The following is a 26961-nucleotide window of genomic DNA, read 5'->3' as shown; positions in this document are numbered from 1 at the left end:
CACGACACCGGCGGTCCCGGTGGGTATCGCGGGCTTCGGCCTGAGATCGTACGTGCCGGCCCTGCACGCCATCGCCGAGAGCACCTCCTGAATCCGGGCGACCCGGAACTTCCCGCGCCCCGGCGGTCGCACCCGGCCCCCGGCGATCCCGATGCCGGGATCGCCGGGGGCCGAGGCGGTTTCAGGAGGCGCTGAGGCGCTTGAGGGCGCTGCGGACCTTCGCCGGGTCGTCGGTGGGCCAGAAGGGCGGCAGGGAGTCGCGCAGGAACCCGGCGTAGCGGGCCGTAGCCAGCCGGGGGTCCAGCACCGCGACCACGCCCTTGTCGTGCTGGCTGCGGAGCAGGCGGCCCGCGCCCTGCGCGAGGAGCAGCGCGGCGTGGGTGGCGGCGACCGACATGAACCCGTTGCCGCCCTTGGCGGCCACGTGGCGCTGGCGGGCGGAGCTGAGCGGGTCGTCCGGACGGGGGAAGGGGATCCGGTCGATGATGACCAGGCGCAGTGAGGGGCCGGGGACGTCGACGCCCTGCCAGAGGGAGAGCGTGCCGAACAGGCAGGTCGGCTCGTCCTCGGCGAACTGCTTGACCAGCAGCATCGTGGAGTCGTCGCCCTGGCAGAGCAGCGGCACGCTCAGCCGGTCGCGCAGGGCCTCGGTGGCCGCCTTGGCGGCCCGCATCGAGGAGAACAGGCCGAGGGTGCGGCCCCCGGCGGCCTCGATCAGCTCGGTGATCTCGTCGATGTAGGCCTCGGGCAGGCCGTCACGGCCCGGCTGGGGCAGGTGCTTGGCGACGTAGAGGATGCCGCTGCGGGGGTGGTCGAAGGGAGAGCCGACGTCGATGCCGCTCCAGCCGGCCCGGCGCTTGTGGGCCTTCCCGTTCTTGGACTCGTCGCGCCCCTCGCCTGTCTCGTCCGCCTCCGCGTCCTTTCGGCCGCCCTCGGCGCCAAGGCCCCACTGGCGGGCCAGACCGTCGAAGGCGCCGCCCAGGGCGAGCGTGGCCGAGGTCAGGATGACCGTACGGTCGCCGAAGAGCCTGTCGCGGAGCATGCCCGCCACCGTCAGCGGCGCCACCCGCAGCAGGGGCGGGCGCCGGTCGGTGCCGGCCTCCAGCCAGACCACCTCGGCCCGGTCGACCTCCTCGGCGTGGCCGAAGGCGTCGAGCATGCGCTGCGCGGTGTCGTGGACCTCGTCCAGGGAGGTGAAGGCCGCCTTGCGCAGTCCCGCGCCCTCAGGGTCGTCCTTGTCACCGGTGCGCGGGCCGAGGGCGGTGATGCACGCCCCCGCCGAGTCGCGGATCAAGGCGAGCGTCAGCCCGAGCACATTGGGAAGCTCGTCGAGGCGCCCGGCGGGGGCGGCGGTGAGGAGGGCCTTGAGGTCCTCTCCTGCCTCCATGAGGCGGTCGGCCAGGTGCTGCTCGATGAGCTTGCCGACCCGCCGCACGGCCGCCGCGACCATGGTCTCCGACAGTTCGCCGCTGACCACCGAGGTGACGCGGTCGACCAGCTCGTGGGCCTCGTCGACCACGACCACCTCGTGCTCCGGCAGGAGCGGGAAGTCCTCCATCGCGTCGATGGCGAGCAGCGCGTGGTTGGTCACGACCACGTCGGACTCGCCGGCGCGGGCGCGGGCCAGTTCGGCGAAGCATTCCATACCGCTCGGGCAGCGCATGGCTCCCAGACACTCCCTGGCGCTGACCGAGAACTGGCGCCAGGCCTGCTCGTTGACGCCGGGGACCAGCTCGTCGCGGTCACCGGTCTCGGTCTCGTTGGCCCACTCCTGGATGCGCTGGACCATCCGGCCCGTCGCGTTGACCTCCCGGGGGTCGAAGAGCTGGTCCTGCTCCTCGTCGGGCCATCCCGCGCTCGCCTTGTAGCGGCACAGGTAGTTGCGGCGGCCCTTGAGGATCGCGAACGCGGGCTCGTGCGGCAGCTGCGGGGCGAGGGCCTTGGCGAGGCGGGGCAGGTCGCGGTCGACGAGCTGGCGCTGGAGCGCGATGGTGGCGGTGGAGACGACCACGGCCCCCTTGGAGGTCATCGCGTGCCTGATCGAGGGGATCAGGTAGGCCAGCGACTTGCCGGTGCCGGTGCCCGCCTGGACGGCCAGGTGGTCGCCTGACTCGATCGCGTGCTGCACCGCCCTCACCATGGTGATCTGCCCGGGGCGGTCGACCCCGCCCACCGCCTCGACGGCGGTGCTCAGCAGATCCTCAACCGGGGGAATATCCACCTTTGAGGAGACGTCTTTGGATGAGGCGATGGAGTCGGTCGGCACGACAGCCAACCGTACCCGCTCGCCCCGACAAGCGCGGCGGCTCCGGTGGGTCGCCGTGTGCCCGCATCCCCGTATTCAGGAACCTGAGGTTCGTCTCGCATGGCAAACTGGCTGGATCACCCGGCTCATCAATCCTCGTAGGGTCAAAGAAGGTCTACCGTTCCGGTGTCACTGGGGCGGAAGATGGGGACGGAAAGACCGGTTCGGTAGGGTTTCCCGAGGTCGAGTGGACGAATAAAGGCTGGTTAAAGCACTATGTCCTCCATGTCGGAAGTTGTCCCGTTGCCGTCGTTCGGCGAGGTGTTCTTTGACGAGCGTGGCCAGGAGCGCGTGCTCCGGGTCACCTGGCACGAAGGCACGCTGGTGCTGAGCCTGTGGCGTGGCGAGATGTGCACCGCGAGTTTCCGCATGCCCATGAACGATGTGGGGCGGCTGGTCGACACCCTCGACGAGGGCTTCGTCCAGGCCGGTGGGCAGTACCCCGACGAGGTGGGCGAGCCCGTTCACGCCGAGCAGCAGATCCACGGTGACTATCCCGGCACCGGCCAGTACGCCAGGCCGCGGCCCGAGGACTACGCCCAGCCCCAGCAGTATGCCGACCCGGCCGGTCACGTCCCCGTGCCGGACGAGCCCCGCCAGGTCGCCACCCTCGGGCCGAACGACGTGCTCGTCGCGCGAGGAGTGGTGCCTCCCCTGGATCGGCCCGACCGGCCCGACTGGTCCCAGGATCGGATGGCGCCGGGGTACGGCTCCTCGGACGCCGTGCCGCGCGAGAACATGATCGTTAATGACTCCCTGTCCTACGGGCAGCCGCAGTCCTTCGATCCGCTCGGCACGGGCCCCGTGTCCGGCGAGGCCGCCTACCAGATGCCGGGCGACCACTACCCGCCCGCGCAGCAGCCCGCTCCGTACGGGGCGCCGCAGCCGGACCCCTACGCGGTGCCCGCCTCGCAGCCGGACCCCTACGGCACGCCCGCGCCGCAGCCAGCCGACCGGTTCGGCGTCCAGCAGCCCGATCCGTACGATGTGTCGCTCCAGCAGCGGCCCGTCGACCCGTTCGCGCCGCACGCCGAACAGTTCCCCAACTCCGCCCGCCGGCCGGATCCCGACCCCTACGGGCAGGGGCAGCAGAGCTCGACGGACCCCTTCGGGTTCGCCGCCCAGCAGCAGGCCGCCGGCCACGGGACCCCGCAGCCCGATCCGTACGGCTACCCGGCCCCCGCGCAGCCCGATCCCTACGCGTTCGGCACCGCCCAGCCACATCAGGCCGGTCACCCCGCCGACCTCAGGGACCTGTACGGCTCGCCACCCGTCTACCCGCAGCAGGACGTCGATCCGTCCGACCCGCTGGGGCTGGGAGGCCAGTCCGCGCCCGACCAGAGGCTGTCACGCCCCTACCTCCAGGACCCGCCGCACTCCACGGGTGAGAGGCTCCGCCCCGAACAGGGCCACGACGACCGGTACGACCGCCGCCGTGACGAGCACCAGTACGACGACAGGCGCCGCGAGGGACGGCGCCGGGGCGACCGGGGCGACCGGGGCGAACGCGGAGAGTGGTGACCTCCCTGTAGGGGAGGCGAGTTCCCTGGAGCGCGGTCCCGTCGTGTCCCGGCCGAGAGGTCCACGCCCGGGAGGTACCGTCGTTCCGGCCGCCGGGTGTGAAACCCGGCGCCGTGTGGCGGTTTCCGCTGTCCCGGGCGGTTCCCGAGGCGCGCGGAGGCACGGAAACCGATCGATCCTATCGGGCAGGGTGGCGTGGACCAGTCGACCGTGGTGCAGACGCTGGCCGTGTCGGTCCTTGGGATCGGGGTGGCCGCGGTGGTCAGGCGCAGGGGGTGGCCGGCGCCGCTGCTGCTGGTGCTCGTGGGGCTGGTGCTGTCGCCCGTCTTCCCCGAGTACGAGCTCGACCCCGAGCTGATCCTGCTGGTCTTCCTGCCCCCGCTGCTCTATTCGGCGGCGATCGACAGCTCCTATCTGAGGCTCAAGGACTTTCGCCGGCAGATCGGGCTGCTCTCGATCGGCCTGGTGCTGTTCACCACGCTGGTCATCGGGTGGATCACCCATCTGCTCCTGCCCGAGTTGCCGCCGGCCGCCGCGTTCGCGCTGGGCGCGATCGTGGCCCCGCCCGACGCGGTCGCCGCCGTCGCCGTGGCCCGCAGGCTCGGGTTGCCTCGCAGGACGGTCACCATCCTGGTGGGGGAGAGCCTGGCAGCAGCTGACCGTTGTGAGCTGGGCGGGCATGCGCGGAGTGGTCTCCCTCGCCGCGGCCTTCGCCATTCCGCAGACCCTGCAGGGCCGCGACCTGTTGCTCTTTCTCACCTTCTCGGTGGTGATCGGCACCCTCCTCGTCCAGGGCCTGACGTTCCCGGCGCTGATCCGCAGGCTGAAGGTCTCCAACGAGCGGGAGATCTACACCGACAACCTGGCCGAGGCGGCCGCCCAGCAGGCGGCCACCTCCGCCTCGCTGGCCCGGCTGGACGAACTGGTGGGTGAGGGCGTCGACGAGGTCTATCGGGAGGTCGTCGACCAGCTCAGGTCACGCGCCGAGCGCCGCACCCTCAGCGCCTGGGAGCGACTGGGCGGCGGCACGGGACCACAGGGGGAGGAGACGCCCGGCATGGTCTACCGGCGGCTCCGCCGGGAGATGCTGGCGGTCGAGCGCGAGGTTTTCGTACGCCTCCGCGACGAGCGGCGCATCGACGACGAGGTGCTCCGCCGGGTCCTCCAGGAGATCGACTTCGAGGAGGCCATGCTGGAGCGTGACTAGGCGGGTGGCTAGGCGGGTGGCCTCCGTACTCTTGAACATCGTTACAGATCAAGAGATAGGCCCTCGTGCTTGGAAAAGACTTGGAGCTGACATCCCGCACGGCGGAAGGGCCCCGTCGCCGCCGGTCAGCCGATGATTTTGTCCACGTAGCACCACCGCCAGTCCTCGCCCGGTTCGAACGAGGCGACGACCGGATGGCCGATCACCGTCGAGTGGGCGGTGGCGTGCTTGTTGGGGGAGGAGTCGCAGCAGCCGATGTGCCCGCAGGACAGGCACTTGCGCAGGTGAACCCAGCGATCACCCGCCGCGAGGCATTCCTCGCACCCCTGTGGTGTGTGCGGAGGCGGGTCCTGAGCCTCCGCGAGATGCTGACAGAGCTTCATCGGTTACCTCCAGCGTGGAGACCCCCGCCTTCAGGCGGGGGAGGAAACGCGGCACGGTGCCGCGTTTCTGAATGGGTTGCGTAGCCGTAGCCGTCCGCTCTCTGGAGCATGCGAACGTGGCGGTGGCCGATGCCCTGCACGGTGCCGTGCCGGGTGGTGATGTTGAAGTTTCCGGTGGTGCGGACGGCGACCCGGCCGGTGTGAACCCCGGCCTTCTTGCCTGCCGGGACGTTTGCCCGGACCAGGTCACCGGTCTGGAAGCCGCGCACGGTCTTGGTTCGGGGCAGCCGTAGTCGGGGGAACCCGTACTTGTCGGTGCGGGTCCGGCAGTACGTGCCGCGCCCGGTCGCCTTCACCACCAGGACCGTGGACGGCCAGCCGGCTACCACGTCGAGATGGCCGACGCGCAGCGCGTCCAAGGTGTGCGACTTCGCCGCGCCGGTGCGGGTACGGTTCCACTTCGTCCGGCCGCCCGAGCCGGTGGCCACGGGCAGGCCGGTGGCTTCCAACGCCCGCCACAACGCCCACCTGGTGGCGTTGACGGCGGCGGCGTCCCGTAACGGGGCCTTCGCCCGCGCCATGATGCGGGCGAGCACCTTCGGCTCTCCTGCCAGGAACTCCTCGATCGGGGTGGCGTTCTTGGTCTGGTTGCACGGGATGCACGCCAGGGCCAGGTTGCTGATCCGGTCGGAGCCGCCCCGGGAACGCGGGTGAATGTGGTCGAGGTTGAGCGGCACGTCCTGCTTGCCGCAGTACGCGCACGTGCGCCCCCACTTGGCCAGCAGATACTCGCGGACTTCGTATCCGGCGAGCGTTCCCTGCTGGTACGCCACCCCTTCGAGCGGCTTGCCCGCTGACATGGCGTGCGTGTCGAACGCGACGCGCTCGACGTGGACGGCTCGAACGGGCGCCCAGCGCCTCAGGCGTCCAACCCAGGACATGGTCGTGTCCACGCGGTGTCGCAGGGACGGGGCGAGCCACCCCTTCGGTTTGGTGCGGTTGGAGAAACGGGGCGCGCGGTAGCGCAGGTTACGGGAACGGCGGCCCCGGCGCAGCGCGGCCCGCGCGCTGAGCTTGTCGCGGATCCGGCCGCCCCGGTGATCGAGTTGGATGCTGTAGGTGCCGGCACGGTTCCCGTCGCGTTCGGTGAACACGGCGATGCCGGTGTGTTTGGAGCCGGGGTCGATGCCGACCTCGACGCCCTGGAGTGTGGAGTCGGTGGCGGCGCGGTCGCGCAGCCGGATGACGAACGGGGTATGCCGGTGGACCACGGCCCGCCCGGCCGCCAGTAGGCGGCGGGCGCGGGCAGGGTGGCACGGGTCAAGCGGGCGGCCGCGGGAGTCCAGGACGAACACGGCCGGGTGAACCTCACGGTTGGCTCCCTCGGGCGCCGTGGCGCCGTCGGGGTGACGCCGGAGCAGACGGGTGCCGTCCGCTCCGATCTCCCCTCGCCCATGTTCCACGCCGGTTACCGCGTTGAAGTTGAAGCGGTGTCCGCGTCCCGTTTCGTGCCCACCCTCGGGCGTGTCTGCTGACGCGGATTCCAGAGCAGCGGGCTGAGGAAGCACCCGCTGGTGGGTCTGCCGGCCTACGTGAAACGTAGTCGATCGAATGCACCTCCTTCTAGGTGATCGACTCGGGCTGGTCAACGCGGGGCTTCAAGACGCATCGCTGTACCTCAAGCCCCCTCCTTCGGGAGGGGGGCGTTGACGATCTCTCCTTCGTTCGAACACTGCTGATCGTATGGCCGGAGCCGCGCTCCAGCCGACAATGAACCGGCACGACAGGCACCTGCCGCACCGGCTTGTTGGGTAGGGTCTGGGCATGCGACCCCTTCTGCGACGAATCCCCGCCCTCGCCGCCTCAGCGCTCGCCGCCGTCCTGATCACCACCGGTTGCTCCGAGATCCAGGAGGTGAGCCAGGGCATCGACAAGGCACAGCAGTGCGTGCAGGCCGCAGGCATCGTCACCGAGACCGTCTCGAAGGTCTCCGGTCTGCTCGACGACCCCGCCGCGATGGAGCAGGCGCTGAAGGACGGGGGCGCCAAGCTGGGCGACCTGGCCGACAAGGCGGCCAACACCTCGCTGAAGGAGGCGGCCGACGGCGTCTCCAACACCCTGGAGGGCTTCAACGTCCCTGACGCCAACAGTGCCATCGACACCGCGCAGAAGGTGGCGACCGACTCGGTGCGGTGGGTCGAGCAGCTGACCAACGCCTGCGGGTAGCCCTCACCAGCGGAGGTCTCCGTCAACCCGGGTTCTCTAGGGGGAATGTAGCTGAAATAGCGTCGTTCCCATGGAGCCTCCCGACCACGAGCCGGATCCTCGATTCACCCTTGCCAATGAACGCACCTACCTGACCTGGCTGAGCACATCGCTCGCGCTGAGCGCGGGCGGTGTGGCCATGGCCGCGGTCTCCGCCGATATCTTCGTCCCGTGGATGCGGACCCTGCTCGCGGTGGTCCTGGTGTCGTTGTCCGCCCTGGCGGCCGCGATGGCCTACCCCCGCTGGCGCCGCGTCCAGCACGCCCTGCGCAGCTCCGCCCCACTGCCGCCTCCCGCCCTCGCGCCCCTGTTCGGGTACGGTGTGGCGGCGGTCGCCGTGCTCGCCCTGATCCTCATCCTGCTGTCCCGATGAACAGACCCTGGGACGAGGGCCTGCAGAGCGAGCGGACCCAGCTCGCCTGGATACGTACCACCGCCATGCTGGCCGTCACCGGCCTGGCCGGTGCCGGTGTCGCCCTGCGCGCGGGCACGCCCCTGATAGCCATCGTCCCCTTCGTGCCGGCCGTGTTCTGCGCCGGCCTCCTGCTGACCCACACGGGCATCCGCTTCCGCCGAGTCCAAGAGGCACTCCACCAGAGCCGTCCCCTCGACAACCGGGCCGACGCTCTCATCGCCTGGTTCGGCACTCTCGCCACCGTGGCCGGAGCCATCGCCTTCGTGCTGGCAAGGTTCGGAGGGTAAGGAATATGCGGCAAGGTATCGCGGCATGTCACGCACTGTGGGCCGGCCACGCCGACCGGCTGTCCCAGCGCGCCGACCGGTTGCCCGCTCACGCCGACCGGTTGCCCGCTCACGCCGACAGGCTGCCCGAGCTCGCCGATGCGGGTCCGGGCCGGGGCCGGGTCAGGGCCGGTCAGGGATGGGGCTCGCCGCCGAGGGCGACGGTCTCGGCGACCTCCGCGTGGCGCTCGGTCTCCTCGGCGGCGAACCGCTCGGCGTCGAGCCTCTCGGCGATGTCCTCGTCCTGCCACATCAGCCTGTCCAGGCTCTGGCCCGCCATGTCCAGCACACCCATGTCGGCATAGGCCTTCTGCAGGCGGGGGCTCCATAACCCGATGTCCTTGACGCAGGGGACGATACGGCTGAAGAGCAGGGAGCGGAAGATCTTGAGATATTCGGACTTGTCAACACATTCCATGGCCTCGGCGACCTCGGCCTTGTTCAGGCCCAGGTTCTCCCAGGTCTCCCGGCCGCGCAGCCGGTCGCGCATCAGATAGCAGCCCTCGATGACGAAGTCCTCGCGCTCGCGTAGCTCCGACTCGCTGAGCTGGTGGTAGTAGTCGCGCAGCGCCATCCTGCCGAAGGCCACGTGCCGGGCCTCGTCCTGCATCACGTAGGCGAGGATCTGCTTGGGCAGCGGCTTGGTGGTGATGTCGCGCATCACGCCGAAGGCGGCCAGGGCGAGGCCCTCGATGAGCACCTGCATGCCGAGGTAGGGCATGTCCCAGCGGGAGTCGCTCAGCGTGCTGTCGAGCAGCGACTTCAGGTACGGGTTGATGGGGTAGGCCAGCCCCACCTTCTCCTGGAGGAAGCGGGCGTAGGTCTCGGCGTGGCGGGCCTCGTCCATGGTCTGGGTGGCGGCGTAGAACTTGGAGTCGAGGTCGGGGACCGACTCCACGATCCTGGCCGAGCAGATCATCGCGCCCTGTTCCCCGTGCAGGAACTGGGAGAACTGCCAGGCGGCGCCGTGCAGGCGCACCTCCTTGTGCTGCTTTTCGTCCATCCGCTCCCAGAGCGGGGTGCCGTAGATCGCGATGGTGTTGTCGGGGATGCCGAGCACGTTGTACGGGTCGACCTCCAGGTCCCAGTCGATGCGCCTGACCGAGTCCCACTGCTTGTCCTTGCCCTTCTGGTACAGGGCGAGCATGCGATCCCTGCCGTTGTCGTACTCCCAGGTGAAGCGGGCGGCCCCGGCCGCCTCGACGTCCCACGTGGAAAGCTCGGCGGGGATGGTGTAGAGATCGTGTGTCGACATGCGGCCTCCAGGGACGTACACCGTACGTAAAGGACGAGCGTGCCACGTACGCTGTACGTACGTCAATGGAACCGATGAGGGGACAATGGTCATATGCCTGCCGAGCCACTGTCCCGAGCGCGCATCGTCGCCACGGCTATCGACCTGATCGAGCGGGAGGGCGCCGACGCGGTGTCCATGCGCGCGATCGCCGCCGATCTGGGCGTGGGCGTGATGTCGCTCTACAACCATGTGCCGAACAAGGAGGCCCTGCTGGACGCGGTGGCCGAGACCGTCCTGTCGCAGATCGAGTTCACCGACGACCCGGACGCCGAGTGGACCGACCGTGTGCGCATGCAGGCGCTCGCCTTCCGGCAGATCGCGCACCACTACCCGCGGTGCACGATGGTGGTGGTCAGCCGCCAGCTCCGCTCCACTGCGGGGCTGCTCCCGGTGGAGCGGGCGCTGGCCACGCTGCGCGGCGCGGGCTTCGGGGGCGACGAGGCGGTGCGCGCCCTGCGGGTGTTCATCGCCTACATCGTGGGCTCCCTGCTGAGGGAGGTCGGGGTGACCCCGACCTTCGCCCCGGTGCACCGTCCGGACGTTCGCGTCAACGAGGTCGACCCCCTGCTGTTCCCGCAGGTCGGCGAGCTGGCTCCGGAACTCCACGAGTGCGACCACGAGGCGGAGTTCGCCTTCGGCCTTGAGCTGCTCATCCAGGCGATGGCCCTGCAGCTCAAGAGGTGACGCCCGGGACCTCGCAGCCCCGGGCGTCGGGAGAGTGTTCCCTTCCCCTGGACACTCTCCGGGCGGGGTCAGTACCAGTTGCTCGACCGGAAGTGACCCCACGCGCCGCACGGTGACCCGTAGCGGCTCTTGATGTAGCTCAGACCCCAGTGGATCTGCGTGATCGGGTTGTATCGCCAGTCCCCGCCGCTGCCGCCCATCTTCGAGCCGGGCAGTGCCTGCGGAATCCCGTACGCCCCCGAGGAGCGGTTGTAGGCGCGGTGGTTCCAGTTGCTTTCCCTGGTCCAGAGACTGTCCAGGCAGCGGAACTGGCTGTGCGGCCACGCGCGGCGGGAGACGAGACGATAGGCGATCGTCTTGTTCCTGCTCTTGGCGGTCCTCGCGACCGCCTTCACTCTTGGCTTCACCTGGGTGACCCAGGTGAGGCGATGGACGGTTCTCGCCGTCCCCTTCCTGGACGACTCGGCTGTGCTGTCGGCCTGCCCCGACGTCGAGGACCCGACCATCGCCGAGGCGGCGAGAACGGTCACGACTGTGTTGCGCAGAACGAGGTAGCTGTTCACATGGATCCTTGTCCTCGGGCCACGTGCGGAGGCCGCAGGAGGGCACGCGGGTGCCCTCGTGCGGCCGACGATCCGGCGCCCGTGGCTCGGGCGGGGAACGTCCGCGCGGTCTCGCCGGCCTGTTTCCGGCATGAGACGCCGCGGCGGTCTCTCTAGGCGGCTTTCTAGTACGCGGGAGAGCGTCGGACGGCGGATGGGACACGCGAAGGGAAGGTGTTTGCCCGATCTTCTTGATCTACGGGAGATTCGGCGAGGGTCCGGTTACGACCGGCGAATCGCCCATGCGTGGAGACGGTGTGAAAATCACCCCGTCATGGGGTTTCAGATCACCGCTCTGTGATCAGTACCAGCCTCGGGAGCCGAAGTGCGCCCACGCCCGGCACGGCGAGCCGTAGCGCTGCTTGATGTATCCGAGTCCCCATCTGATCTGCGTCCGGGGGTTGGTGCGCCAGTCGCGGCCGGCGGTGGCCATCTTCCCCGCGGGCAGTGCCTGCGGGATGCCGTACGCACCCGAGTGGCGGTTGCGGGCGCGGTGGTTCCAGTTGCTCTCCCTTGTCCAGAGCCTGCTGAGGCAGTCGAACTGGGTCCTGCTCCAGCCGTGCGCGGCCACCATCGGCCTGGCGACGGCCTGGTTGCCGGTTCTCGCCGAGGACGCCTGGGCGACCGTGGTGGTGGTGCCGAGGGTGAGTGCCGAGGCGATCACCAGCACACCGGTACGGCGTAGCGTCGACATGGGACTCCCTTGTGCCTTGGGGGTGAGGGACGGCCGCCACGATGCCCGGCGATTCGTCGCCGGACCAGTCGACATCGCCTGTCAGGAGTCATGTCAAAGATCGGTAAGAGAACGATCAGGGCCTTGGTGAGGGGGGTGCCGTCTCATCTGTGGCTTCTGTCACATTTCACTTTATGGGCGACATAACTCTCAAATGTGACAAGGGGATTAGGGTGCGGAGCATGGGAATCCGTGATATCGCCATCCACACCCTCTCCGACGCGCCCACCACCCTGGCCGAGCTGGCCGGAGAGCGAGCGGTCCTCGTCGTCAACGTCGCTTCCAAATGCGGGCTGACCCCCCAGTACGCCGCTCTCGTCGACCTTCAGCGGACCTACCGCGACCGGGGTTTCACGGTCGTGGGGGTGCCCTGCAACCAGTTCTACGGACAGGAGCCGGGCACCGCGGAGGAGATCCAGGAGTTCTGCTCCACCACCTACGGCGTCGACTTCCCGCTCCTTGCCAAGGCCGAGGTCAACGGCGAAGGCAGGCACCCGCTCTACGACTCGCTCACCCAGACCCCTGATGGGGAGGGCAAGGCCGGCGACGTCGAGTGGAACTTCGAGAAGTTCCTCGTCTCGCGCGACGGGGAGGTGCTGGCCAGGTTCCGGCCGCGCGTCCTGCCCGACGACCCCGCGGTCATCGAGGCGATCGAGAGGTCCCTCTAGCCGCGCAGCTACCCCTGACGATCAGCTCGGTGGGCAGCAGCACCCCGCGTGGCCGTCTGCCGCCGCCGCGCAGCACCAGCTCGGCGGCGCGGTAGCCGATGTCCTGGGCCGGCTGGGCGATCACCGTCAGCGGCGGTGAGCACAGCTCCGCCCAGGGCACGTCGTCGAACATGATCAGAGACAGGTCCCTGGGGATGCGCAGGTCCAGCTCCCTGGCCGCCAGCACCGCCGCCTCGCCCAGCAGGTTGCCCCCCGCCAGCACGGCGGTCAGGTCGGGCCGGTGCTGGAAGAGCCCGGCCGCGGCGGCGTAGGCGGAGTCGCGGCTGCCCCGGGCGGCGACGACCAGTTCCTCGTCGACAAGGGGTCCCAGCGCCTGCCGGAAGAAGGACAGGCGCTGCTCCTGCCCCGGACCGCCCAGGTAGGCGATGCGGCGGTGCCCCAGTCCCTTCAGATAGTCGACCGCGATCCTGATCCCCGCGCGGTCGTCGGCCAGCACCGCCGGGATCTCCTCGTGCCCGGCCGAGAGCCGGTGCGCGAACACGGTGGTCAGCCCGGCCCGCAGGGTCGGCGCCCAACCGTCGCCGTCACCGGAGGGGACCGCGATCACCCGGTCCACGCCCTGTTCGAGCAGCGTGCCGATCAGCTCGGCCTCACGCTCGGGATCGTCGCCGGTTGCGCCCAGGATCACCGGTTCTCCCGCCGAGCGCGCGCAGGTGAGCACGCCGTCGGCCAGGCGGCCGTAGAAGGTGTCGGTGATGTCGGGCAACAGCAGCCCGATCCCGCCCGAGCGCCGCTGGCGGAGATTGCGCCCGAGCGCGCTGGGACGGTAGTCGAGCTGGGCCGCGACGTTCAGCACCCGTTCCCTGGTCTCGGGACTCGCCGACCCGCCGGACAGCACCCGGGACACCGTGGCGACCCCCACCCCGGCCGCCTCGGCCACGTCCTTGATCGTCGTACGACGCATGTTCATGGAAACGATTCCATCATATTTTCCGTTTTCGATCCAGCGCGAAGCGGTAACGACTGCCCTTCTGACAAGCCAGAACCGTTAAGCCTCTTGACAGAGATATCCGTTTCCGGTGAGATGCATGAAAACGTATCCAATATCGGGTGAACGCGGGGTTGGCCCGAGGCGCTAAGGACTTCCATGGCATCCATCGTTCTCAGCAAAGTCGACAAGATCTACGCGGGCGGCGTCAAAGCCGTGAACGGCCTCGACCTTGAGATCAGGGACGGGGAGTTCATGGTGCTGGTCGGGCCGTCCGGCTGTGGCAAGTCCACCGCCCTGCGCATGATCGCCGGGCTTGAGGACATCAGCGGCGGCGAGATCGCCATCGGCGACCGGGTGGTCAACCACCTGCCTCCGAAGGACCGCGACATCGCCATGGTCTTCCAGAACTACGCGCTCTACCCGCACATGACCGTCGAGGAGAACCTCGCCTTCGGTCTGAAGCTCCGCAAGATGCCCAAGGCGGAGATCGCCAAGCGCGTCAACGAGGCGGCCAAGATGCTCGGCCTCGAGCAGTACCTCAAGCGCAAGCCCGCCGCCCTCTCCGGTGGCCAGCGCCAGCGTGTCGCCATGGGCCGAGCCATCGTGCGCGAGCCGCAGGCCTTCCTCATGGACGAACCGCTCTCCAACCTGGACGCCAAGCTCCGCGTCTCCATGCGGGCCTCCCTCAACACCCTGCACGAGCGTCTGGGTGTGACGACCGTCTACGTCACCCACGACCAGGTCGAGGCCATGACCCTCGGCGACCGCGTCTGCGTACTCCGCGACGGCCTGCTCCAGCAGGTCGACACCCCGCAGAACCTCTTCGACAAGCCGGTCAACCTGTTCGTCGCCGGCTTCATGGGCTCCCCGTCGATGAACTTCGTCAACGCCGAGCTGGTGCGCGGTGACGGCGGCGCCGCCGTCGCCTTCGCGGGCTTCAGGCTGCCGGTGCCGAACGAGACCTTCGCCGAGAAGCACGGCCTCGACCAGTACTTCGGCAAGAAGATCATCCTGGGCATCCGCCCCTCCGACTTCGACGACTCGGTCGCCGCCAACGGATCCTCGGGCGGCTGGACCCGCCTGCAGGTCCGCGCCGAGGTCACCGAGGAGCTGGGCTCCGAGATCAACGTGCTCTTCCTGATCGACGCCCCGCCCGTCCAGCACCAGGACACCGTGGCCGCCGCCGACGCCGACGGCGACGAGGAGGCGACGCTGCCGCTGGTGGGCGACAAGTCGCTGTGGACCGCCCGGGTCAACTCCCGCAGCCACGTCCGCCCCGGTCAGAGCATCGAGCTGGTCGTCGACACCCGCAACCTGCACTTCTTCGACCCGGTCTCGGGTCTGGCGATCGGCCACGAGGCCAACACCCGCGTCTGATCGACCCGGCGGCCCGTGAGGTCCGTGAGGCCCGCCCTCGATCGCCCCCGCAGGCCGGAAAGGGCCCGCGCCGCGACCGCCTCCCGTGGCGCGGGCCCTTTCTGTCAGCGTCAGCGGCGTCTTCTGTCAGCGGCGCCGAGCCGTCGGCGTCCTGTCGGCGGTGTCCCGTCGGCGGCCAAGTCGACGTGAGACCTGGCTGATCAGGTTGAGGGGAAGCAACCTGCCGACCCTGACGATGGCCTTGTAACGCAGATCGGGGATGCTCACCAGCACACCACGGGCCAGATCGCGCATGGCCTCGCGGGCGACGTTGTCCGCCGACAGCCACAGGAAGCCGGGGATGCTCGACGTGTCCATCGAGGCGCGCTCGTGGAACTCGGTGTGCACGAAACCCGGGCACAGGGCCATGACCCGCACGCGGGTACCGGCCATCTCCATGGCCGCGGACTCGCTGAAGCTGACCACCCATGCCTTGGACGCGTTGTAGGACCCCCGGGTGAAGAACGCCGCCACCGACGCCACGTTGATCACCGCGCCCCGGTCACGCTCCCTCATTCCCGGCAGCGCGGCCAGCGTCAGCCGCAGCACCGCCTCGCAGTGCAGCCTGAGCATCCGCACCTCCTCCTCCACGGGAACGTCGAGGAAGTTGCCCTGATGACCGAAGCCCGCGTTGTTGACCAGCAGGTCGACCCCCTCGCGGAGCCGCCGTTCCACCGACTCCAGGCCCTCGTCGGTCACCAGGTCGGCGGCGAGCACCTCGCTGCTCACCCCGTAGCGCAGGCGCAGCTTTTCGGCGACCGAGACGAGGCGTTTCTCGTCGCGGGCGACCAGGACGAGTGAGAATCCGTCGGCGGCCAGGCGGCGGGCGAAGGCGGCGCCGATGCCGGCCGTCGCCCCGGTGATCAATGCGGTTGGCATACCCGCAGTCTAGGGATGACGCGGGGCCCAGGGTCGCGTCCATGGACGTGGTGTACGAGCGCCCGAATCCGGTGAGCCGGTCACGGTGGAAAAGCGCGGTGTTGTCCGTGGTGAAAAGCGCGGTGTTGTCCGTGGTGAAAAGCGCGCCGAGGACCGTGGAGTGGTTCAGGGCCGCTCACCGGTGTCGCGTCGTGCGGAGTCGAAGGTCAAAAGCGCGCCGAGGACCGTGGAGTGGTTCAGGGCCGCTCACCGGTACGGGTCCGCCGCGGTGCGGAAGGGTTCGGGGCCGCTGCTCGCCGCCGCCTCGCGCGGGGTACGAAGGTCCGCGGGGCGTCCGGTCAGGGGTCGCCCTCGGCTGAGGTTCCCCCCGTACGACAGCCACCGATGGTGTGGGATCACGAGGTTGCGTCTGAGGGCTTGTAGAGCTCTTCGAACGCGATTGGACTGTTCATGTCGATGCTGGAATGACGCCTATACGGGTTATACCAGCACTCGATCCATTCAAACATCGCGCTGGCCAACTCGGCTCTTGTTGACCATTTATTAACGTCGAGCAGTTCGAGCTGCATCGTTCCCCAGAACGATTCCATCATGGCATTGTCGTAGCAATCTCCGACGGTTCCCATCGAGCCGAGGAGTTCAGCATCGCGGAGCCGTTTCCCATACGAGAACGATGTGTACTGTGTTCCGTGGTCAGAATGCAGGACCGTCTTCTTGCTGGGCGGGTTACGGCGGGCGACGGCCATGACCATCGCGTCGACGACCAGAGCGCTAGTCTGGCTTATGTCGATAGAATGGCCGATGATGCGACGAGAATAGGCGTCCATGACAGCGGCGCAATACAGTTTCCCTTCGTCAGTGGGGTGCTCGGTGATGTCGCTGACCCACAGCCGGTCCGGCGCTTCCACGGTGAAGGCCCGGCGGACCAGATCCTCCTCGGTGGCGGCGTTGACGAGGTTGCGGCGGCCCTTGCGCCGGTAGATGCCCTGGATGCCGGCCTCGCGCATGAGCCGTTCGACGTGCTTGCGGTTGATCTCCAGGTCCAGGCCGAGCGTCAGCTCCGCGTGGACCCGCGGTGAGCCGTAGCTGTAACGTGACGTCTTATGGATGTCACGGATCAGCTTCAATAGTTCGGTGTTTCTTTGGTCGCGTGGAGACTGCGGCCGGCCAACCCAGTCTTTGTAACCCGATCTGGAAATGTTCAACACCCGGCAGGCCACCGCGACAGGAAAGTCATCATCGGCGAGTTCACGGACCAGCGCGTACCCTATTTTGGGAGCACGTTCTCCCGGGCGAAATACGCAGCAGCCCGCTTGAGGATCTCATTCTCCAGCTCAAGCTGCCGGGTTCGACGCCGCAGATCGGAGAGTTCCTTCTTCTCCGCGCTGGTCAGCTTCGCGCCGCCGTTGTCATCGGTGTCGGCCTGGCGCATCCAACTCCGCAGACAGGAATCGCTGATACCCAGGTCTTTAGCAAGGACAGAGACCGGTTTATCACCCTTACGGGCAAGCTCGACGGCACGCTGACGGAACTCGATCGGGTGAGGTGCAGGCACGAAGCACTTCCTTCCCAGCCGACACAGGGTCAACTCAGGTGAGGTGGCCGTGCTACGGGGGGAAGCTCAGGCCGGGTGTGGGGACGAATCGGGCCTTCCACCACGAAAAGCGGCCCACCCGAGGGGTGGCAGTGGCGCCTTCCTTGATCTGGGTGAATCCGCACGCCCCCAGCGTGCCAACTCATCCAGATCATGGAAAATCCCCGATCGTCACCGCCACGGCCCCGCCTCCACGCCCGCCATGACCCGCTTTGCCCCCTCCCGGAGCTCCACCGGCCCGCCCCCGGTCACCCACACCCGCCCAACGCCCGCCACCACCCCGTGCGATGCGTTGCCGGTGAGCGGTCCTGAGCCACTTCGCCGTCCTCGCCGCGTTTTTGATCTTCGGCCCCGTGCGATGTGTTGCCGGTGAGCGGTCCTGAGCCACTTCGCCGCCCTCGCTGCGCTTTTTCCCACGGACGACGCCGCGCTTTTCAACGGCGATCAGCCAGGCGCGACGCAGGTACCGATCTCAAACACTCGTACACCACCTGCGCGGACGCGACCGCCCAGGCGCCTGGCGTGGTGAGATCCTCCAGCACCCGGGGGAGGACGGTCGCCCGTTCCCGAACGGTGGCGGCCGCGAACGGTGGCGGCCGCGGTGGTGGATCCGATCGTCGAACCGCGTGTCAAAGATCGAATAAAGATCGACAATCGTTCGGTAAGGGACGCGAGCCGGGCAAACCATTCGGTGTCATTAGGGGGATAGAACGGGTTCCGGGGACATATCGCTTGTGTTTAAGTGCTCTGTTCCAAGCTTGCTTTTCACCATAGGAGGCCTGAAATGGTCAGAAGATATGTAGTGCCCTTTCTCCTCGCGGTGATAGCCGCTGGTGGACCGGTAGCCGGGGCCACCGCGGCGGCAGCGGCCGGAACCGGCACGATGCCACCCGTGGTCGCCGTGGAGACGCCGCCCTACCCGCCGCGGCCTCAACACCAGCCTCAACACCAGAATCTCGAATCCAGAAACCAGAACAACTCCTCCATAAAACTGGAGAAAAACGGCAGATGCCACAGAAACCACTGCGGCAGGCGCGGCTGCGGGAGAGGCGCCTGCGGGGCCGGCTGCGCGGGAGGCCGGAGGCACTGCTCGCGCCCGCATGCTCAGGGCGCGACCGGCGGACTGCCCTTCACCGGAGCGCCACTGGCGCTGGCGACCGCTGTGGGCGGTGGCCTGCTGGGCATCGGGGTCATCAGCACCCTGATCTCGGTAAGGCGTCGCCGCTCTTCCGATGTCGGCTAGAAGACACCGTTGTCGGCTAGGAGACACCGTTGTCGGCGGAGACACCGTGGGATCGCGATGGCCGGTCTGCTGGCCCTCGCAGTCCTGTCGGCCGGAGGCTGGTCGGCACACCTCGGCCTGAGCGTGCGAGAACACCTGGAGGCGACGAGAAGCGCGTTGCTCCGGCTGCGCGCGGTGGCGGGCGTACACGATCCGGGCCTCATGGCCGGGCCACTCGCGGACGCCCGGTGGCACGCGGCCGAGGCGCGCCGGCTGACCACCGGCGTGCCCTGGTCGACCGTCACCTACCTTCCGGTGCTGGGGAACGCCGCGACGGCCGTGCGAGGGCTGGCGGAGAGCGCCGCGGAGCTGACCGACGTGCTGGGCGGTCTGCAGCGGGCAGGCGCGATGCTCGCCGCGGCGCGAGCACGCTTCCCCGGTGACACGAGGCACCTGCTGGTCGCCGTCAGAACGGCGGAGCCGATCCTGAACGACGCCCTCGGCGGGCTCGCCTGGGTGAGCTCCGGCCTGGCGGCCATCCCGCGGGACACCGGCGTCGACCTGCTGGAGCAGTCCCGCGGCACCGCACTGCGTGAGGTCGAGGAACTGCGTGGCCGGGTCGCCGCCGCGGCGGCCGCCGCCGCGTTGCTCCCCCCCATGCTGGGCGGAGACGGCCCGCGCCGCTATTTCCTGGCGTTCCAGACCAACGCCGAGGCACGCGGCACCGGAGGTCTGGTGGGGGCCTACGGCATCCTGAGGGCCGACCGGGGCCGGATGACCGTCGAGCGCCTCGCGGCCAACACCGCCCTCGCGACGAGTCCGGTACCCGTCGTCCGCCACGGCCGGGACTTCCACCGGCGTTACGGGCCGGGCGCGACCAGGATGTTGTCCGTCTCCAACCTCTCTCCGCACTTCCCGTACGCCGCGGCGACCTGGGCGGGGCTGTGGGAGCGGCAGGGTGGCGAGCGGCTGGACGGCGCCGTCGCCACCGACCCGGTGGGCCTGGCCCGCCTGCTGGAGGTGATCGGCCCGGTCACCCTGCCCGACGGTGAGCAGGTGAGCGCGAGCAACGTCGTCGACCTCACCGAGCGGGAGGCCTACGCCCGCTACCTCGACCCCGCGGCGCGCAAGCGGTTCCTCATCGAGATCGCCGCCGCCGTCGGCGCGGCGCTGCCCGCCGCCCTCGCCGACCCCGTCGCGCTGCTGCCCGTGCTGGGCCACATGGTGAGCGAGCGGCGGATCCAGATCTGGAGCCGGCACGAGGCCGAGCAGCGGCGCCTGTCACGCATGCCGATCAGCGGCGTGCTGCCGACGCGGCGGGGGCCGTTCGCGGGACTGGTGGTCAACAACTCCGCCGGAGGCAAACTCGACTACTACCTGGAGCGCTCCCTCGACTACGAGCTGGGTCCCTGCCGGGGCGGGCTGCGCCCCTCGACGGTGCGGATCCGGCTCACCAACGACGTCCCGCGAGGAACGACGCTGCCCTCCTACGTCACCGGCCGGCTCGACGTCCCCCGGCGCAGCCACCTACCGGGTTCCAACCTGCTCTGGGTGTCGCTGTACGGCGGGTCCGGGGCGAGGATGACCGAGGCCCGGCTCGATGGCCACCGGACGGAGGTCATCAGGGAGATCGAACGCTCCCACCCCGTCTACTCGGCTCTGGTGGAGTTCACCCCCGGGCAGTCCAGGAGGCTGGAGTTCGACTTCAGCGAACCCGCCTCCGCTGAGCCGCCGCTGGTTCCGGTGCAACCGCTGGTCCGTCCCCAGCGGACCCGCGTCACCCAGGACCAGCGGGGTTGCGCCCCCTGACGCCGAACTCCCCGACGGGACAAGCCCGGACCCGTCCCGCGTCGTATCGGCAGAAAAGAGCAAAGGACCGCGCGCCGCGGGCGGCGGCGCACCGAGGGCGATCTACCTTCGCGCCATGATGTTCAGCGAGGGGACTGCCGGGTTTGCCCGGCAGGTGAATTGCTTCCCGGTCATGGCTCCGATGTTTGAAGCGGTCAGGGCTTGGCCGTCGCCCACCTCGGCCGAGGGAGGCGAGAAGCCGCCCTCCTCGGAGAGCGGAGGAGTCACGAAGGCTTCACCGCGGACCGGTGGGAGCGCGCGGGACTCCGCGGCCCTCGTGTCCGGCCCGGGCAGTGGCGAGAGCGCCCCGGCCGGACACGAGGGCTGCGGGCCGCGCTGCTGGCGGGATGTCCGGGAGGCGCAGGTACCGCGAGACGGTGTCCGCTTCCGCGTCCTCTATGTGTGCACCGGCAATGTCTGCCGCTCCCCGCTGGCCGAGCGGCTGACCCGCTCGGCCCTCGGGCCGTGCCCGGCGGTCCAGGTGATCAGCGCGGGCACTCACGCGGAAACGGGACGGGAGATGACGGGGCATGCCCGGCGGGTCCTGATACGGCTCGGCGGCGATCCCACCGGCTTCGGCTCCCGCCCGCTCGTGCCGGAGCTGGTGGCCGCCGCGGACCTCGTGCTGACGGCCACCTGCGGGCACCGCGCGGAATCGGTGGCCGTGCACCTCGCGGCGGCCGCGCGGACCTTCACCATCGCCGAGTTCGGCGTGCTGGCGCGGGCCGTGTCGCCCGAGGAGATCACCCGGCACCGGGATCCCGTACGGCGGGCCCGCGCGCTGGTCGACGAGGTACGGGCGCTGCGCGGGCTGGTCCGGGTGGACCGGCCCGACATCGCCGACCCGTACCGGCGGTCCCGGCTGGTCTACCGGATGGTGGGACGGAGCATCGCGAGGTCGCTCGCCGTCCCGCTCGGGTTGCTCACACATTCACCGGCTTCTTGACCGGCTTCTTGGCCTCGGCCTCGTAGCCGTACCCGTAGTTGTAGCCGTAGTACGTGCCGCTACCGGCCGGGACGAAGTTCAGGACGGTTCCCACCACGCGGGCGCTGATCGACGTCAGCAGCTCCGAGGCGCGGGCCATGTGCTCCCGGCGTGTCCTGCCGTACCGGGCGACGAGTAGCGCGCCGTCGCAGAGCGCGGCGATCGCCGCCGCGTCGGTGATGGGCAGCAGTGGCGGCGCGTCGATGATCACCATGTCGTACGCCCCGGTGAGCTGTGCGAGCACCTCACGCATCCCGCCCGAGCCGAGCAGCTCGCTCGGGTTCGGTGGGATCTGGCCGCTCGGCAGGACGGACAGACCGGCCTCGCCCCAGACCTGGATGACCTCGTTCAGGCGTGCCCTGTCGATCAGCACGTCCGTCAGGCCGACCGACCCCTCGATGCCGAGGTAGCGGGGAATACTGGGACGGCGCAGGTCGCCGTCCACCAGGACGACCCGCCAACCGGCCTGGGCCAGCGTGATCGCCAGGTTGGCGGAGGTCGAGGACTTCCCCTCGCCGGGCAGGCAGCTGGTGACCACGAGCGACTTCGGCTGCCGATCGACGCCGATGAACTGCAGGTTGGTCCGGAGCGCGCGGAACGCCTCGGACCTGGAGGAACGGCCGCGGTTGCGCAGGATCAGGGGGTATTGCCGCGCGTCCCGCTCGTAGCCGATGACCCCGAGGGTCGAGCTGCCCGACGCCTCCTGCAGCGCCTCGGAGGACTTGATGGTCGTATCCAGACGGTCGCGGAAAATGATCACGGCCATGGCGCAGAGCAGCGCGACCAGCACGGCGATCACCAGGTTGGCCAGTGGCTTGGGACTGACGGGCCTCAGGGGGACGTCGGCCTGATCCACTATCGTGATCTTGACGGCGGGGCGGCTGCGCGGAGTGGGCCGCTCGATCTGGTCGATCAGCTCGGCGAACCGGGTCCCCAGGGCGTTGGCCAGTTGGGAGGCCCGTGCGGGGTCGGTGTCGGTGACCGTGGCACGCAGGAACACGGTGCCGGGGACGGCCTCGGTGGTGATGTTCTCCTGGAGGCGCCCGATGTCCTCACCCTCGACGATCTGGCCGACCACCCGGCGGCTGGACAGCAGGCTGGCGTAGGAGTGCACCCGCTGAGCCGACAGCATGCCCGCCTGGTAGGCGGTGGAGAGGCTGCCCTCCCTGTCGTAGCCCGACACCAGCATGGAGATCGTCGCGACGTACTTCGGCGGCGTGTTCGCGGTGATGGCGAGTGCCGCGCCCACCGCCAGGATCACTGAGAGGAGGATGAGCAGCCAACTCCTGCGCGCCAGCCGTACGTAGTAGAGCAGATCCACGGGGTCAACGCCGCCTTTCGCGAATTTTCTGAGGGGGCCTGAGGTGCTGGACCGGTGAGTGGACGTTCACGCCCCGCAGCAGGCCGATGAGAACGGCGGCGATCATGCCCGCGACGACCAGCACGATGAGCGGTGACAGCCGGCCCAGAACCATCGCCAGGCAGAGGGCGCCGGTGATCGCTGTGATCGCGCCCAGCGTCGCGGAGACCGTTCGGGTCCCCAGTCCGATGTGACGTAGCCGGTGAGACAGGTGATCGGTGCCGCCCTGCAACGGTGAGCGGTTCGCCAGCATCCGGGAGAGGAAGACCACGCAGGTGTCGACGGTCGCGACGAAGGTCGGCAGGAGCAGTCCGGCGATCGTCGCGGCCGGCGGCCGTCCCGTGACCAGGACGGCCGCGGAGCAGGCCAGCGTGAATCCGAGGAACAGCGATCCGGAGTCCCCCATGAACATTCTCGCGGGTGCCCAATTGTGCGGCAGGAAGCCCAGACACGCGCAGGTGAGCGCGGCCAGCAGCACCGCGAGCGCGATATGGCCCTGGACCAGGGCCGTGGCCGCGAGGAGAGCGGCGGTCACGGAGGTGACGGTCCCCAGCGCGCCGTCCATGTTGTCCAGCAGGTTGAAGGAGTTCGTCATCACGACGACCCACACCACGGTGAGGGCGCCGTCCAGCCATGTCCCGGTCACGGTCGCCTGGACGCCGGAGAGCACCACCCCGATCGCCACCATGGTCTCCACGGTCAACCTGGTGGCAGCGGAAAGGGGGGCGATGTCGTCGATCAGGCCGAGGACGCACACCGCGGTGGCGGCGAGGAGGATCGCGGCGATCTGCAGATCGGCGAAGCCGATCGCGATCGCGGTGGGCGCGACCGTGCCCGCCGCGATCGCGATGCCGCCGAGGTAGGGGGTCGGGCGGGTGTGGGCCCTGTGCCCGCCGGGGCGGTCGACGAGATCCCAGCGCAGCGCCAGGCGCCTCAGCGGCACGGCGGTCGCCACGCTGAGAAGGCAGGCCGTGCCCGCGGTGAGGGTGATCGTTCCGTTCACCGGGGGCACGCCGCCGGATCGCCGACGGACTCCCTGATGATCTCGGTGAGGATCCTGTCGAGAGAGCGCCGGGGAGCCCAGCCGGTGAGCGCGCGGAGCTTCGCGGTGTCCGGAACCCTGCGGGTCATGTCCTCGAATCCCCGTTCGTAGGCCTCGGAGTAGGGGATGAGGTCGATTCCCGAGGTGGAGTCGGTGAACTCGATGATGAGTTTCGCCAGTTCCATGATGCTCACCTCGTCGGTGGAGCCGATGTTGAAGGTCTCACCGATGGCCGCGTCCTCGTCGAGCAACCGGAGCAGCGCGTCGACGACGTCCGCGACGTGCGCGAAGCACCGGGTCTGGGTCCCGTCGCCGAAGACCGTCAGCGGCGTGGCCGACAGGGCCTGCCGGACGAGGCTCGGGATCACCATGCCGTAGGTCGGACTCTGCCGCGGGCCCACGGTGTTGAACAGCCGGACGACAATCGTCGGCAGGCCGCGTTCCTTGTGATAGGCGTTGGCGAGGATCTCGTCGACGGCCTTGGCGGTGCTGTAGGCCCAGCGGACCACCGCGGGGCTGCCGAGGATGCGGTCGGCGTCCTCGCGCAGCGCGTTGGAGGAGTTCTTGCCGTAGATCTCGCTCGTGCTGGTGATCAGGATCTTCTTCCGGTACCGGTGCGCGGCCTCGATGACGATTTCCGAACCCCGGATGTTGGTCGTCAGCGACCGCAACGGTTGCTCGACGATCAGCTTGACGCCGACCGCGGCGGCCATGTGGACGACGACGTCGCACCGGTGGACCAACTCGTCGACAATGAGTTCGTCCAGGACCGAACCGTGTACGAAACGCAGCTCCGGATGGGGCCGCAGGTTCTCCAGCCGGCCTGTCGAGAGGTTGTCCAGGACGACGACGGAGTCACCGCGCGCGAGCAGCGCGTCGGCCAGATGCGATCCGATGAATCCGCTGCCACCCGTTATCAGATAGCTGGTTCTTGATGCTGTGCTCACGGGGTTTCCTCATCACGTGCTTGGAGAGATCTCTGTTACCGGGAGGAAGCGGTGGTTCACGCGTGCGTGCCGAGCCCCGCCTTGATGCTCGGGACCTGTGACTTCTCGAACCAGGCCACCGTCGTGCGGAGCCCGTCCTCAAGCGGGACGGGGCACACACCGGGGAACAGTTCGCGCAACAGATGGGGAGAGGCCTGGGATTGTCGGATATCGCCTGCCCGCGGCGGCAGGCGGATCGACTCGACCGGGCGGCCGAGGACCTCGGAGAGGACGTCCATCAGGTGCCGGAGGGAGACGAGGGTGCCGAACGCCAGGTTCACCGGCTTCGTGCTCGTCATCCGGTGCACGGCCGCGTCGGCGAGGACCTGGGTCACCGACCCCACGTAGGTGAAGTCCCGCGCCTGGCGGCCGTCGCCGTGCAGCGGCACCGGCTCGCCCCGCAGCGCCGCGGAGACGAACGCCGGGATCACGGCCGCGTAGGCGTGTCCGGCGGTCTGCAGCGGGCCGTAGACGTTGAAGAAGCGGAACGGCAGGACCGGCAGGCCGTAGCTGTGCGCGTAGGCCATCGCGTAGGCCTCGGTGGCGAGCTTGCTGGCCCCGTACGGGCTGAGCGGCCTGGTGGGCAGGTCCTCGTGTTTGTACGGTTCGGGGCTGTCGCCGTACACCGAGGACGAGGAGGCGAGGATCACGTGCGGCCTGCTCGCGCGGCACGCCTCCAGCACGTGCAGGGTGCCGGTCGCGTTGACGGCGTGCGAGGCCAGCGGATCGGCCAGGGAGCGGGGGACCGAGGGCCGGGCGGCGAGGTGGATCACGTGGGTGACGCCGGCCACCAGGTCGGTCAGCAGGTCCCGGTCCAGTATGCTGCCCGTCACGACGTCGGCCTCGACGCCTTCGAGGTTGGCGAGGTCCCCGCTGCTGAGGTCGTCCAGCACCGTGATGTGCCCGACCTCGGGCCGCTCCGCCAGTGCCCGGCATGTGTGCGCGCCGATGAAACCGGCTCCGCCCGTCACCAGTACCCTCATCGGTTGCTTTCCCCCGCCACGAGCCGTCGGCCGGCCTGCCCGCACAGCGACCGGTACAGGTGCTCGGTATCGGAGACGAGGCGCTCCACGCCGAACGCGTACTTCGTCCAGTCGTGGGCGGACTCGCCCATCCGGCGGGCCAGGCCCGGATCGCAGAGCAGGCGGATGGTGTGCGCCGCGAGCTCGGCCGGGTCGGTCGACGCCAGCAGACCGGTGTGCCCGTCCCTGACGACCTCGGCGACGCTTCCCACCCGGGTGGAGACGACCGGCCTGCCCGCCATGCCCGCCTCGATGAGTGTGAGCGGGGTGCCCTCGTTGTCGGAGGTCAGTATGACCACGTCGGCGGCGGCGTAGACGGTCTCCACGTCCTTCCTCCAGTCGAGCAGGTGGAAGGAGTCGCGGACGGGCTCGACGTCCAAGGCGACCTGCCGCCTCAGCTCGCCGCCGCCGCACACGACGAAGCGGCAGCCGGGGATCTGCCTGGACACGGCGTCGGCCACGGCGAGGAACCGGTCGGGCCGCTTCACCTGGGTGAGGCGGCCCACGTACGCCACGACGGGCGCGTCCGGTGGGAGCCCCAGCTCGGCGCGGGCCGTCCCGCGGTCGGGGACCGGTCCCAGCCGGACGCCGGGAGGGATCACCACGTACTGCGAGGGGCGCCCGATCCCGGCCTGGAGCAGATCGTCCCTGACCCTGGACCCCACCGTCACCAGCCGGTCCGACATGGAGGCCAGGATTCGTTCCGAGCGCACGTAGAGCCCGCGCCTGACCGGGGAGAAGTAACCGTGCAGGAGGTGCCCGTGGAAGACGTGCACCCGGGCCGAGGCGACACCGGACAGGCGGGACGCCGTCCTGCCCAGGGCGCCCGCCTTGGCCGTGCGGGTGTGCACGATGTGCGGGCGGAACGTCCGTATGGCGCGGATCAGTGAGAAGAGCGCGCGGCAGTCGTCTCCGGGCCTGACCGACCGGCCGAGGCAGGACACCCGGTGCACCCGGGTTCCCGCGTCGTGCAGCCGGAGGTGGTCGCCCTCGTGCTCGTCGACGTGACCGGTGTAGAGGCGGTGGTCGAACTCGTCGGTGTTCAGCCCTTGCAACAGCCCCGACACCTGGGTGGCGGGGCCGCCGACGTTCATCCTGGCGATTATCTCCATGATACGAATCCGGCCGTCCGGCTTCATAGGGGCTCCTTGATGACGGGCCTGGCTCACGTCGGAGAAACTAGTTCTCCACCCGAGTCGTTTGCCGACGC

At 69.3% G+C, this 26961-nt stretch carries 25 protein-coding genes and 1 pseudogene; 11 read left to right on the top strand and 15 right to left on the bottom strand.

Annotation, left to right across the window (positions count from 1 at the left end; all coding sequences use genetic code 11):
- Positions 1–181: 181 nt before the first annotated feature.
- Positions 182–2266: an ATP-dependent DNA helicase gene (locus tag OG884_RS02870; protein WP_326641827.1), complete on the bottom strand. Its 2085-nt coding sequence runs from the start codon at positions 2264–2266 to the stop codon at positions 182–184.
- Between the two features lie 264 nt (positions 2267–2530).
- Between OG884_RS02870 and OG884_RS02865 the strand changes: the two genes are divergently transcribed.
- The 3 genes and pseudogenes from OG884_RS02865 (at position 2531) to OG884_RS02855 (ending at position 5033) form a co-directional block, all read left to right on the top strand.
- Entirely contained in the window at positions 2531–3826 is a 1296-nt protein-coding gene (locus OG884_RS02865) for a hypothetical protein (RefSeq protein ID WP_326641825.1), read from the top strand.
- A gap of 195 nt (positions 3827–4021) precedes the next feature.
- A pseudogene (locus tag OG884_RS02860) lies at positions 4022–4414 on the top strand (cation:proton antiporter domain-containing protein); the annotation flags it as partial.
- A 91-nt stretch (positions 4415–4505) separates the two neighbouring features.
- Positions 4506–5033: a hypothetical protein gene (locus OG884_RS02855; RefSeq protein ID WP_326641823.1), complete on the top strand. Its 528-nt coding sequence runs from the start codon at positions 4506–4508 to the stop codon at positions 5031–5033.
- A 125-nt stretch (positions 5034–5158) separates the two neighbouring features.
- Here OG884_RS02855 and OG884_RS02850 read toward each other — a convergent pair whose 3' ends face one another.
- Positions 5159–5416: a ubiquitin carboxyl-terminal hydrolase 14 gene (locus tag OG884_RS02850; RefSeq protein WP_326641821.1), complete on the bottom strand. Its 258-nt coding sequence runs from the start codon at positions 5414–5416 to the stop codon at positions 5159–5161.
- The gene (gene iscB / locus OG884_RS02845) at positions 5413–6879 is read right to left on the bottom strand and encodes an RNA-guided endonuclease IscB (RefSeq protein WP_326641819.1); all 1467 of its coding nucleotides are present in this window, start codon (positions 6877–6879) and stop codon (positions 5413–5415) included. The genes OG884_RS02850 and iscB overlap by 4 nt, the downstream gene beginning before the upstream one ends.
- A gap of 361 nt (positions 6880–7240) precedes the next feature.
- Between iscB and OG884_RS02840 the strand changes: the two genes are divergently transcribed.
- From OG884_RS02840 to OG884_RS02830, 3 genes are all read left to right on the top strand, one after another.
- Positions 7241–7642, top strand: a complete 402-nt coding sequence (locus OG884_RS02840; RefSeq protein WP_326641818.1) for a hypothetical protein — start codon at positions 7241–7243, stop codon at positions 7640–7642.
- 70 nt (positions 7643–7712) lie between these two features.
- On the top strand, positions 7713–8054 hold the full coding sequence (locus OG884_RS02835) for a YidH family protein (protein WP_326641817.1): 342 nt from the start codon (positions 7713–7715) through the stop codon (positions 8052–8054).
- A complete protein-coding gene (locus OG884_RS02830; protein ID WP_326641815.1) occupies positions 8051–8383 on the top strand; it encodes a DUF202 domain-containing protein in 333 nt (110 codons plus the stop codon). The genes OG884_RS02835 and OG884_RS02830 overlap by 4 nt, the downstream gene beginning before the upstream one ends.
- Positions 8384–8555: 172 nt before the next feature.
- Here the strand turns inward: OG884_RS02830 and OG884_RS02825 are convergent, their stop codons facing one another.
- The gene (locus OG884_RS02825) at positions 8556–9677 is read right to left on the bottom strand and encodes a ferritin-like domain-containing protein (protein WP_326641813.1); all 1122 of its coding nucleotides are present in this window, start codon (positions 9675–9677) and stop codon (positions 8556–8558) included.
- Positions 9678–9770: 93 nt separating this feature from the next.
- Between OG884_RS02825 and OG884_RS02820 the strand changes: the two genes are divergently transcribed.
- Positions 9771–10403 carry a TetR/AcrR family transcriptional regulator C-terminal domain-containing protein gene (locus tag OG884_RS02820; protein ID WP_326641811.1) on the top strand — a complete coding sequence of 211 codons (633 nt, stop codon included), beginning with the start codon at positions 9771–9773 and terminating at the stop codon, positions 10401–10403.
- 68 nt (positions 10404–10471) lie between these two features.
- Here the strand turns inward: OG884_RS02820 and OG884_RS02815 are convergent, their stop codons facing one another.
- Together OG884_RS02815 and OG884_RS02810 are read right to left on the bottom strand one after the other, a co-directional pair.
- Positions 10472–10966 carry a transglycosylase SLT domain-containing protein gene (locus tag OG884_RS02815; RefSeq protein WP_326641809.1) on the bottom strand — a complete coding sequence of 165 codons (495 nt, stop codon included), beginning with the start codon at positions 10964–10966 and terminating at the stop codon, positions 10472–10474.
- A 340-nt stretch (positions 10967–11306) separates the two neighbouring features.
- The gene (locus tag OG884_RS02810) at positions 11307–11699 is read right to left on the bottom strand and encodes a transglycosylase SLT domain-containing protein (protein ID WP_326641807.1); all 393 of its coding nucleotides are present in this window, start codon (positions 11697–11699) and stop codon (positions 11307–11309) included.
- A 221-nt stretch (positions 11700–11920) separates the two neighbouring features.
- Between OG884_RS02810 and OG884_RS02805 the strand changes: the two genes are divergently transcribed.
- The gene (locus tag OG884_RS02805; RefSeq protein WP_326641805.1) at positions 11921–12406 is read left to right on the top strand and encodes a glutathione peroxidase; all 486 of its coding nucleotides are present in this window, start codon (positions 11921–11923) and stop codon (positions 12404–12406) included.
- Here OG884_RS02805 and OG884_RS02800 read toward each other — a convergent pair.
- Entirely contained in the window at positions 12378–13376 is a 999-nt protein-coding gene (locus OG884_RS02800) for a LacI family DNA-binding transcriptional regulator (RefSeq protein ID WP_326641803.1), read from the bottom strand. The genes OG884_RS02805 and OG884_RS02800 overlap by 29 nt on opposite strands.
- A gap of 177 nt (positions 13377–13553) precedes the next feature.
- On the opposite strand from OG884_RS02800, the gene OG884_RS02795 reads away from it, so the two are divergent.
- On the top strand, positions 13554–14774 hold the full coding sequence (locus OG884_RS02795) for an ABC transporter ATP-binding protein (RefSeq protein WP_326641801.1): 1221 nt from the start codon (positions 13554–13556) through the stop codon (positions 14772–14774).
- A 126-nt stretch (positions 14775–14900) separates the two neighbouring features.
- Here the strand turns inward: OG884_RS02795 and OG884_RS02790 are convergent, their stop codons facing one another.
- The 3 genes from OG884_RS02790 to OG884_RS02780 all read right to left on the bottom strand — a co-directional run bounded on the left by OG884_RS02790 (position 14901) and on the right by OG884_RS02780 (position 17247).
- Positions 14901–15692, bottom strand: a complete 792-nt coding sequence (locus OG884_RS02790) for an SDR family NAD(P)-dependent oxidoreductase (RefSeq protein WP_326641799.1) — start codon at positions 15690–15692, stop codon at positions 14901–14903.
- Positions 15693–16087: 395 nt separating this feature from the next.
- Positions 16088–16912 (bottom strand): IS3 family transposase, encoded by an 825-nt coding sequence (locus OG884_RS02785; protein ID WP_326641797.1) that lies wholly within the window; start codon positions 16910–16912, stop codon positions 16088–16090.
- A gap of 47 nt (positions 16913–16959) precedes the next feature.
- Entirely contained in the window at positions 16960–17247 is a 288-nt protein-coding gene (locus tag OG884_RS02780; RefSeq protein ID WP_326637890.1) for a transposase, read from the bottom strand.
- A gap of 1339 nt (positions 17248–18586) precedes the next feature.
- On the opposite strand from OG884_RS02780, the gene OG884_RS02775 reads away from it, so the two are divergent.
- Both OG884_RS02775 and OG884_RS02770 read left to right on the top strand, forming a co-directional pair.
- The gene (locus OG884_RS02775) at positions 18587–20317 is read left to right on the top strand and encodes a DUF4012 domain-containing protein (RefSeq protein WP_326641795.1); all 1731 of its coding nucleotides are present in this window, start codon (positions 18587–18589) and stop codon (positions 20315–20317) included.
- A gap of 172 nt (positions 20318–20489) precedes the next feature.
- Positions 20490–21302 (top strand): arsenate reductase/protein-tyrosine-phosphatase family protein, encoded by an 813-nt coding sequence (locus tag OG884_RS02770; protein WP_326641793.1) that lies wholly within the window; start codon positions 20490–20492, stop codon positions 21300–21302.
- Here OG884_RS02770 and OG884_RS02765 read toward each other — a convergent pair.
- The 5 genes from OG884_RS02765 to OG884_RS02745 are packed head-to-tail and all read right to left on the bottom strand — an operon-like array spanning position 21280 to position 26890.
- Positions 21280–22662: a polysaccharide biosynthesis tyrosine autokinase gene (locus tag OG884_RS02765; protein ID WP_326641791.1), complete on the bottom strand. Its 1383-nt coding sequence runs from the start codon at positions 22660–22662 to the stop codon at positions 21280–21282. The genes OG884_RS02770 and OG884_RS02765 overlap by 23 nt on opposite strands.
- 4 nt (positions 22663–22666) lie before the next feature.
- Positions 22667–23704: a glycosyltransferase family 4 protein gene (locus OG884_RS02760; RefSeq protein ID WP_326641789.1), complete on the bottom strand. Its 1038-nt coding sequence runs from the start codon at positions 23702–23704 to the stop codon at positions 22667–22669.
- Positions 23701–24690, bottom strand: coding sequence for an NAD-dependent epimerase/dehydratase family protein (locus OG884_RS02755; protein ID WP_326641787.1), 990 nt, complete (start codon positions 24688–24690; stop codon positions 23701–23703). Before OG884_RS02755 ends, OG884_RS02760 begins: the two co-directional genes overlap by 4 nt.
- Positions 24691–24746: 56 nt before the next feature.
- Complete coding sequence (locus OG884_RS02750) at positions 24747–25712, bottom strand: NAD-dependent epimerase/dehydratase family protein (RefSeq protein WP_326641785.1); 966 nt, start codon at positions 25710–25712, stop codon at positions 24747–24749.
- Complete coding sequence (locus tag OG884_RS02745) at positions 25709–26890, bottom strand: glycosyltransferase (protein ID WP_326641783.1); 1182 nt, start codon at positions 26888–26890, stop codon at positions 25709–25711. Before OG884_RS02745 ends, OG884_RS02750 begins: the two co-directional genes overlap by 4 nt.
- Positions 26891–26961 lie beyond the last annotated feature (71 nt).

The organism is Streptosporangium sp. NBC_01755 (assembly GCF_035917995.1).
Lineage (GTDB): Bacteria > Actinomycetota > Actinomycetes > Streptosporangiales > Streptosporangiaceae > Streptosporangium.
This window is presented reverse-complemented; position numbering and strand designations above follow the sequence as displayed.

Coding starts and splice junctions, on each gene's coding strand:
- OG884_RS02865 (WP_326641825.1), top strand. CDS start 2,531: ATGTCGGAAGTTGTCCCGTTGCCGTCGTTCGGCGAGGTGTTCTTTGAC.
- OG884_RS02855 (WP_326641823.1), top strand. CDS start 4,506: ATGCGCGGAGTGGTCTCCCTCGCCGCGGCCTTCGCCATTCCGCAGACC.
- OG884_RS02850 (WP_326641821.1), bottom strand. CDS start 5,416: ATGAAGCTCTGTCAGCATCTCGCGGAGGCTCAGGACCCGCCTCCGCAC.
- OG884_RS02840 (WP_326641818.1), top strand. CDS start 7,241: ATGCGACCCCTTCTGCGACGAATCCCCGCCCTCGCCGCCTCAGCGCTC.
- OG884_RS02835 (WP_326641817.1), top strand. CDS start 7,713: ATGGAGCCTCCCGACCACGAGCCGGATCCTCGATTCACCCTTGCCAAT.
- OG884_RS02830 (WP_326641815.1), top strand. CDS start 8,051: ATGAACAGACCCTGGGACGAGGGCCTGCAGAGCGAGCGGACCCAGCTC.
- OG884_RS02825 (WP_326641813.1), bottom strand. CDS start 9,677: ATGTCGACACACGATCTCTACACCATCCCCGCCGAGCTTTCCACGTGG.
- OG884_RS02820 (WP_326641811.1), top strand. CDS start 9,771: ATGCCTGCCGAGCCACTGTCCCGAGCGCGCATCGTCGCCACGGCTATC.
- OG884_RS02810 (WP_326641807.1), bottom strand. CDS start 11,699: ATGTCGACGCTACGCCGTACCGGTGTGCTGGTGATCGCCTCGGCACTC.
- OG884_RS02805 (WP_326641805.1), top strand. CDS start 11,921: ATGGGAATCCGTGATATCGCCATCCACACCCTCTCCGACGCGCCCACC.
- OG884_RS02800 (WP_326641803.1), bottom strand. CDS start 13,376: ATGAACATGCGTCGTACGACGATCAAGGACGTGGCCGAGGCGGCCGGG.
- OG884_RS02795 (WP_326641801.1), top strand. CDS start 13,554: ATGGCATCCATCGTTCTCAGCAAAGTCGACAAGATCTACGCGGGCGGC.
- OG884_RS02790 (WP_326641799.1), bottom strand. CDS start 15,692: ATGCCAACCGCATTGATCACCGGGGCGACGGCCGGCATCGGCGCCGCC.
- OG884_RS02775 (WP_326641795.1), top strand. CDS start 18,587: ATGGCCGGTCTGCTGGCCCTCGCAGTCCTGTCGGCCGGAGGCTGGTCG.
- OG884_RS02770 (WP_326641793.1), top strand. CDS start 20,490: ATGGCTCCGATGTTTGAAGCGGTCAGGGCTTGGCCGTCGCCCACCTCG.
- OG884_RS02750 (WP_326641785.1), bottom strand. CDS start 25,712: ATGAGGGTACTGGTGACGGGCGGAGCCGGTTTCATCGGCGCGCACACA.
- OG884_RS02745 (WP_326641783.1), bottom strand. CDS start 26,890: ATGAAGCCGGACGGCCGGATTCGTATCATGGAGATAATCGCCAGGATG.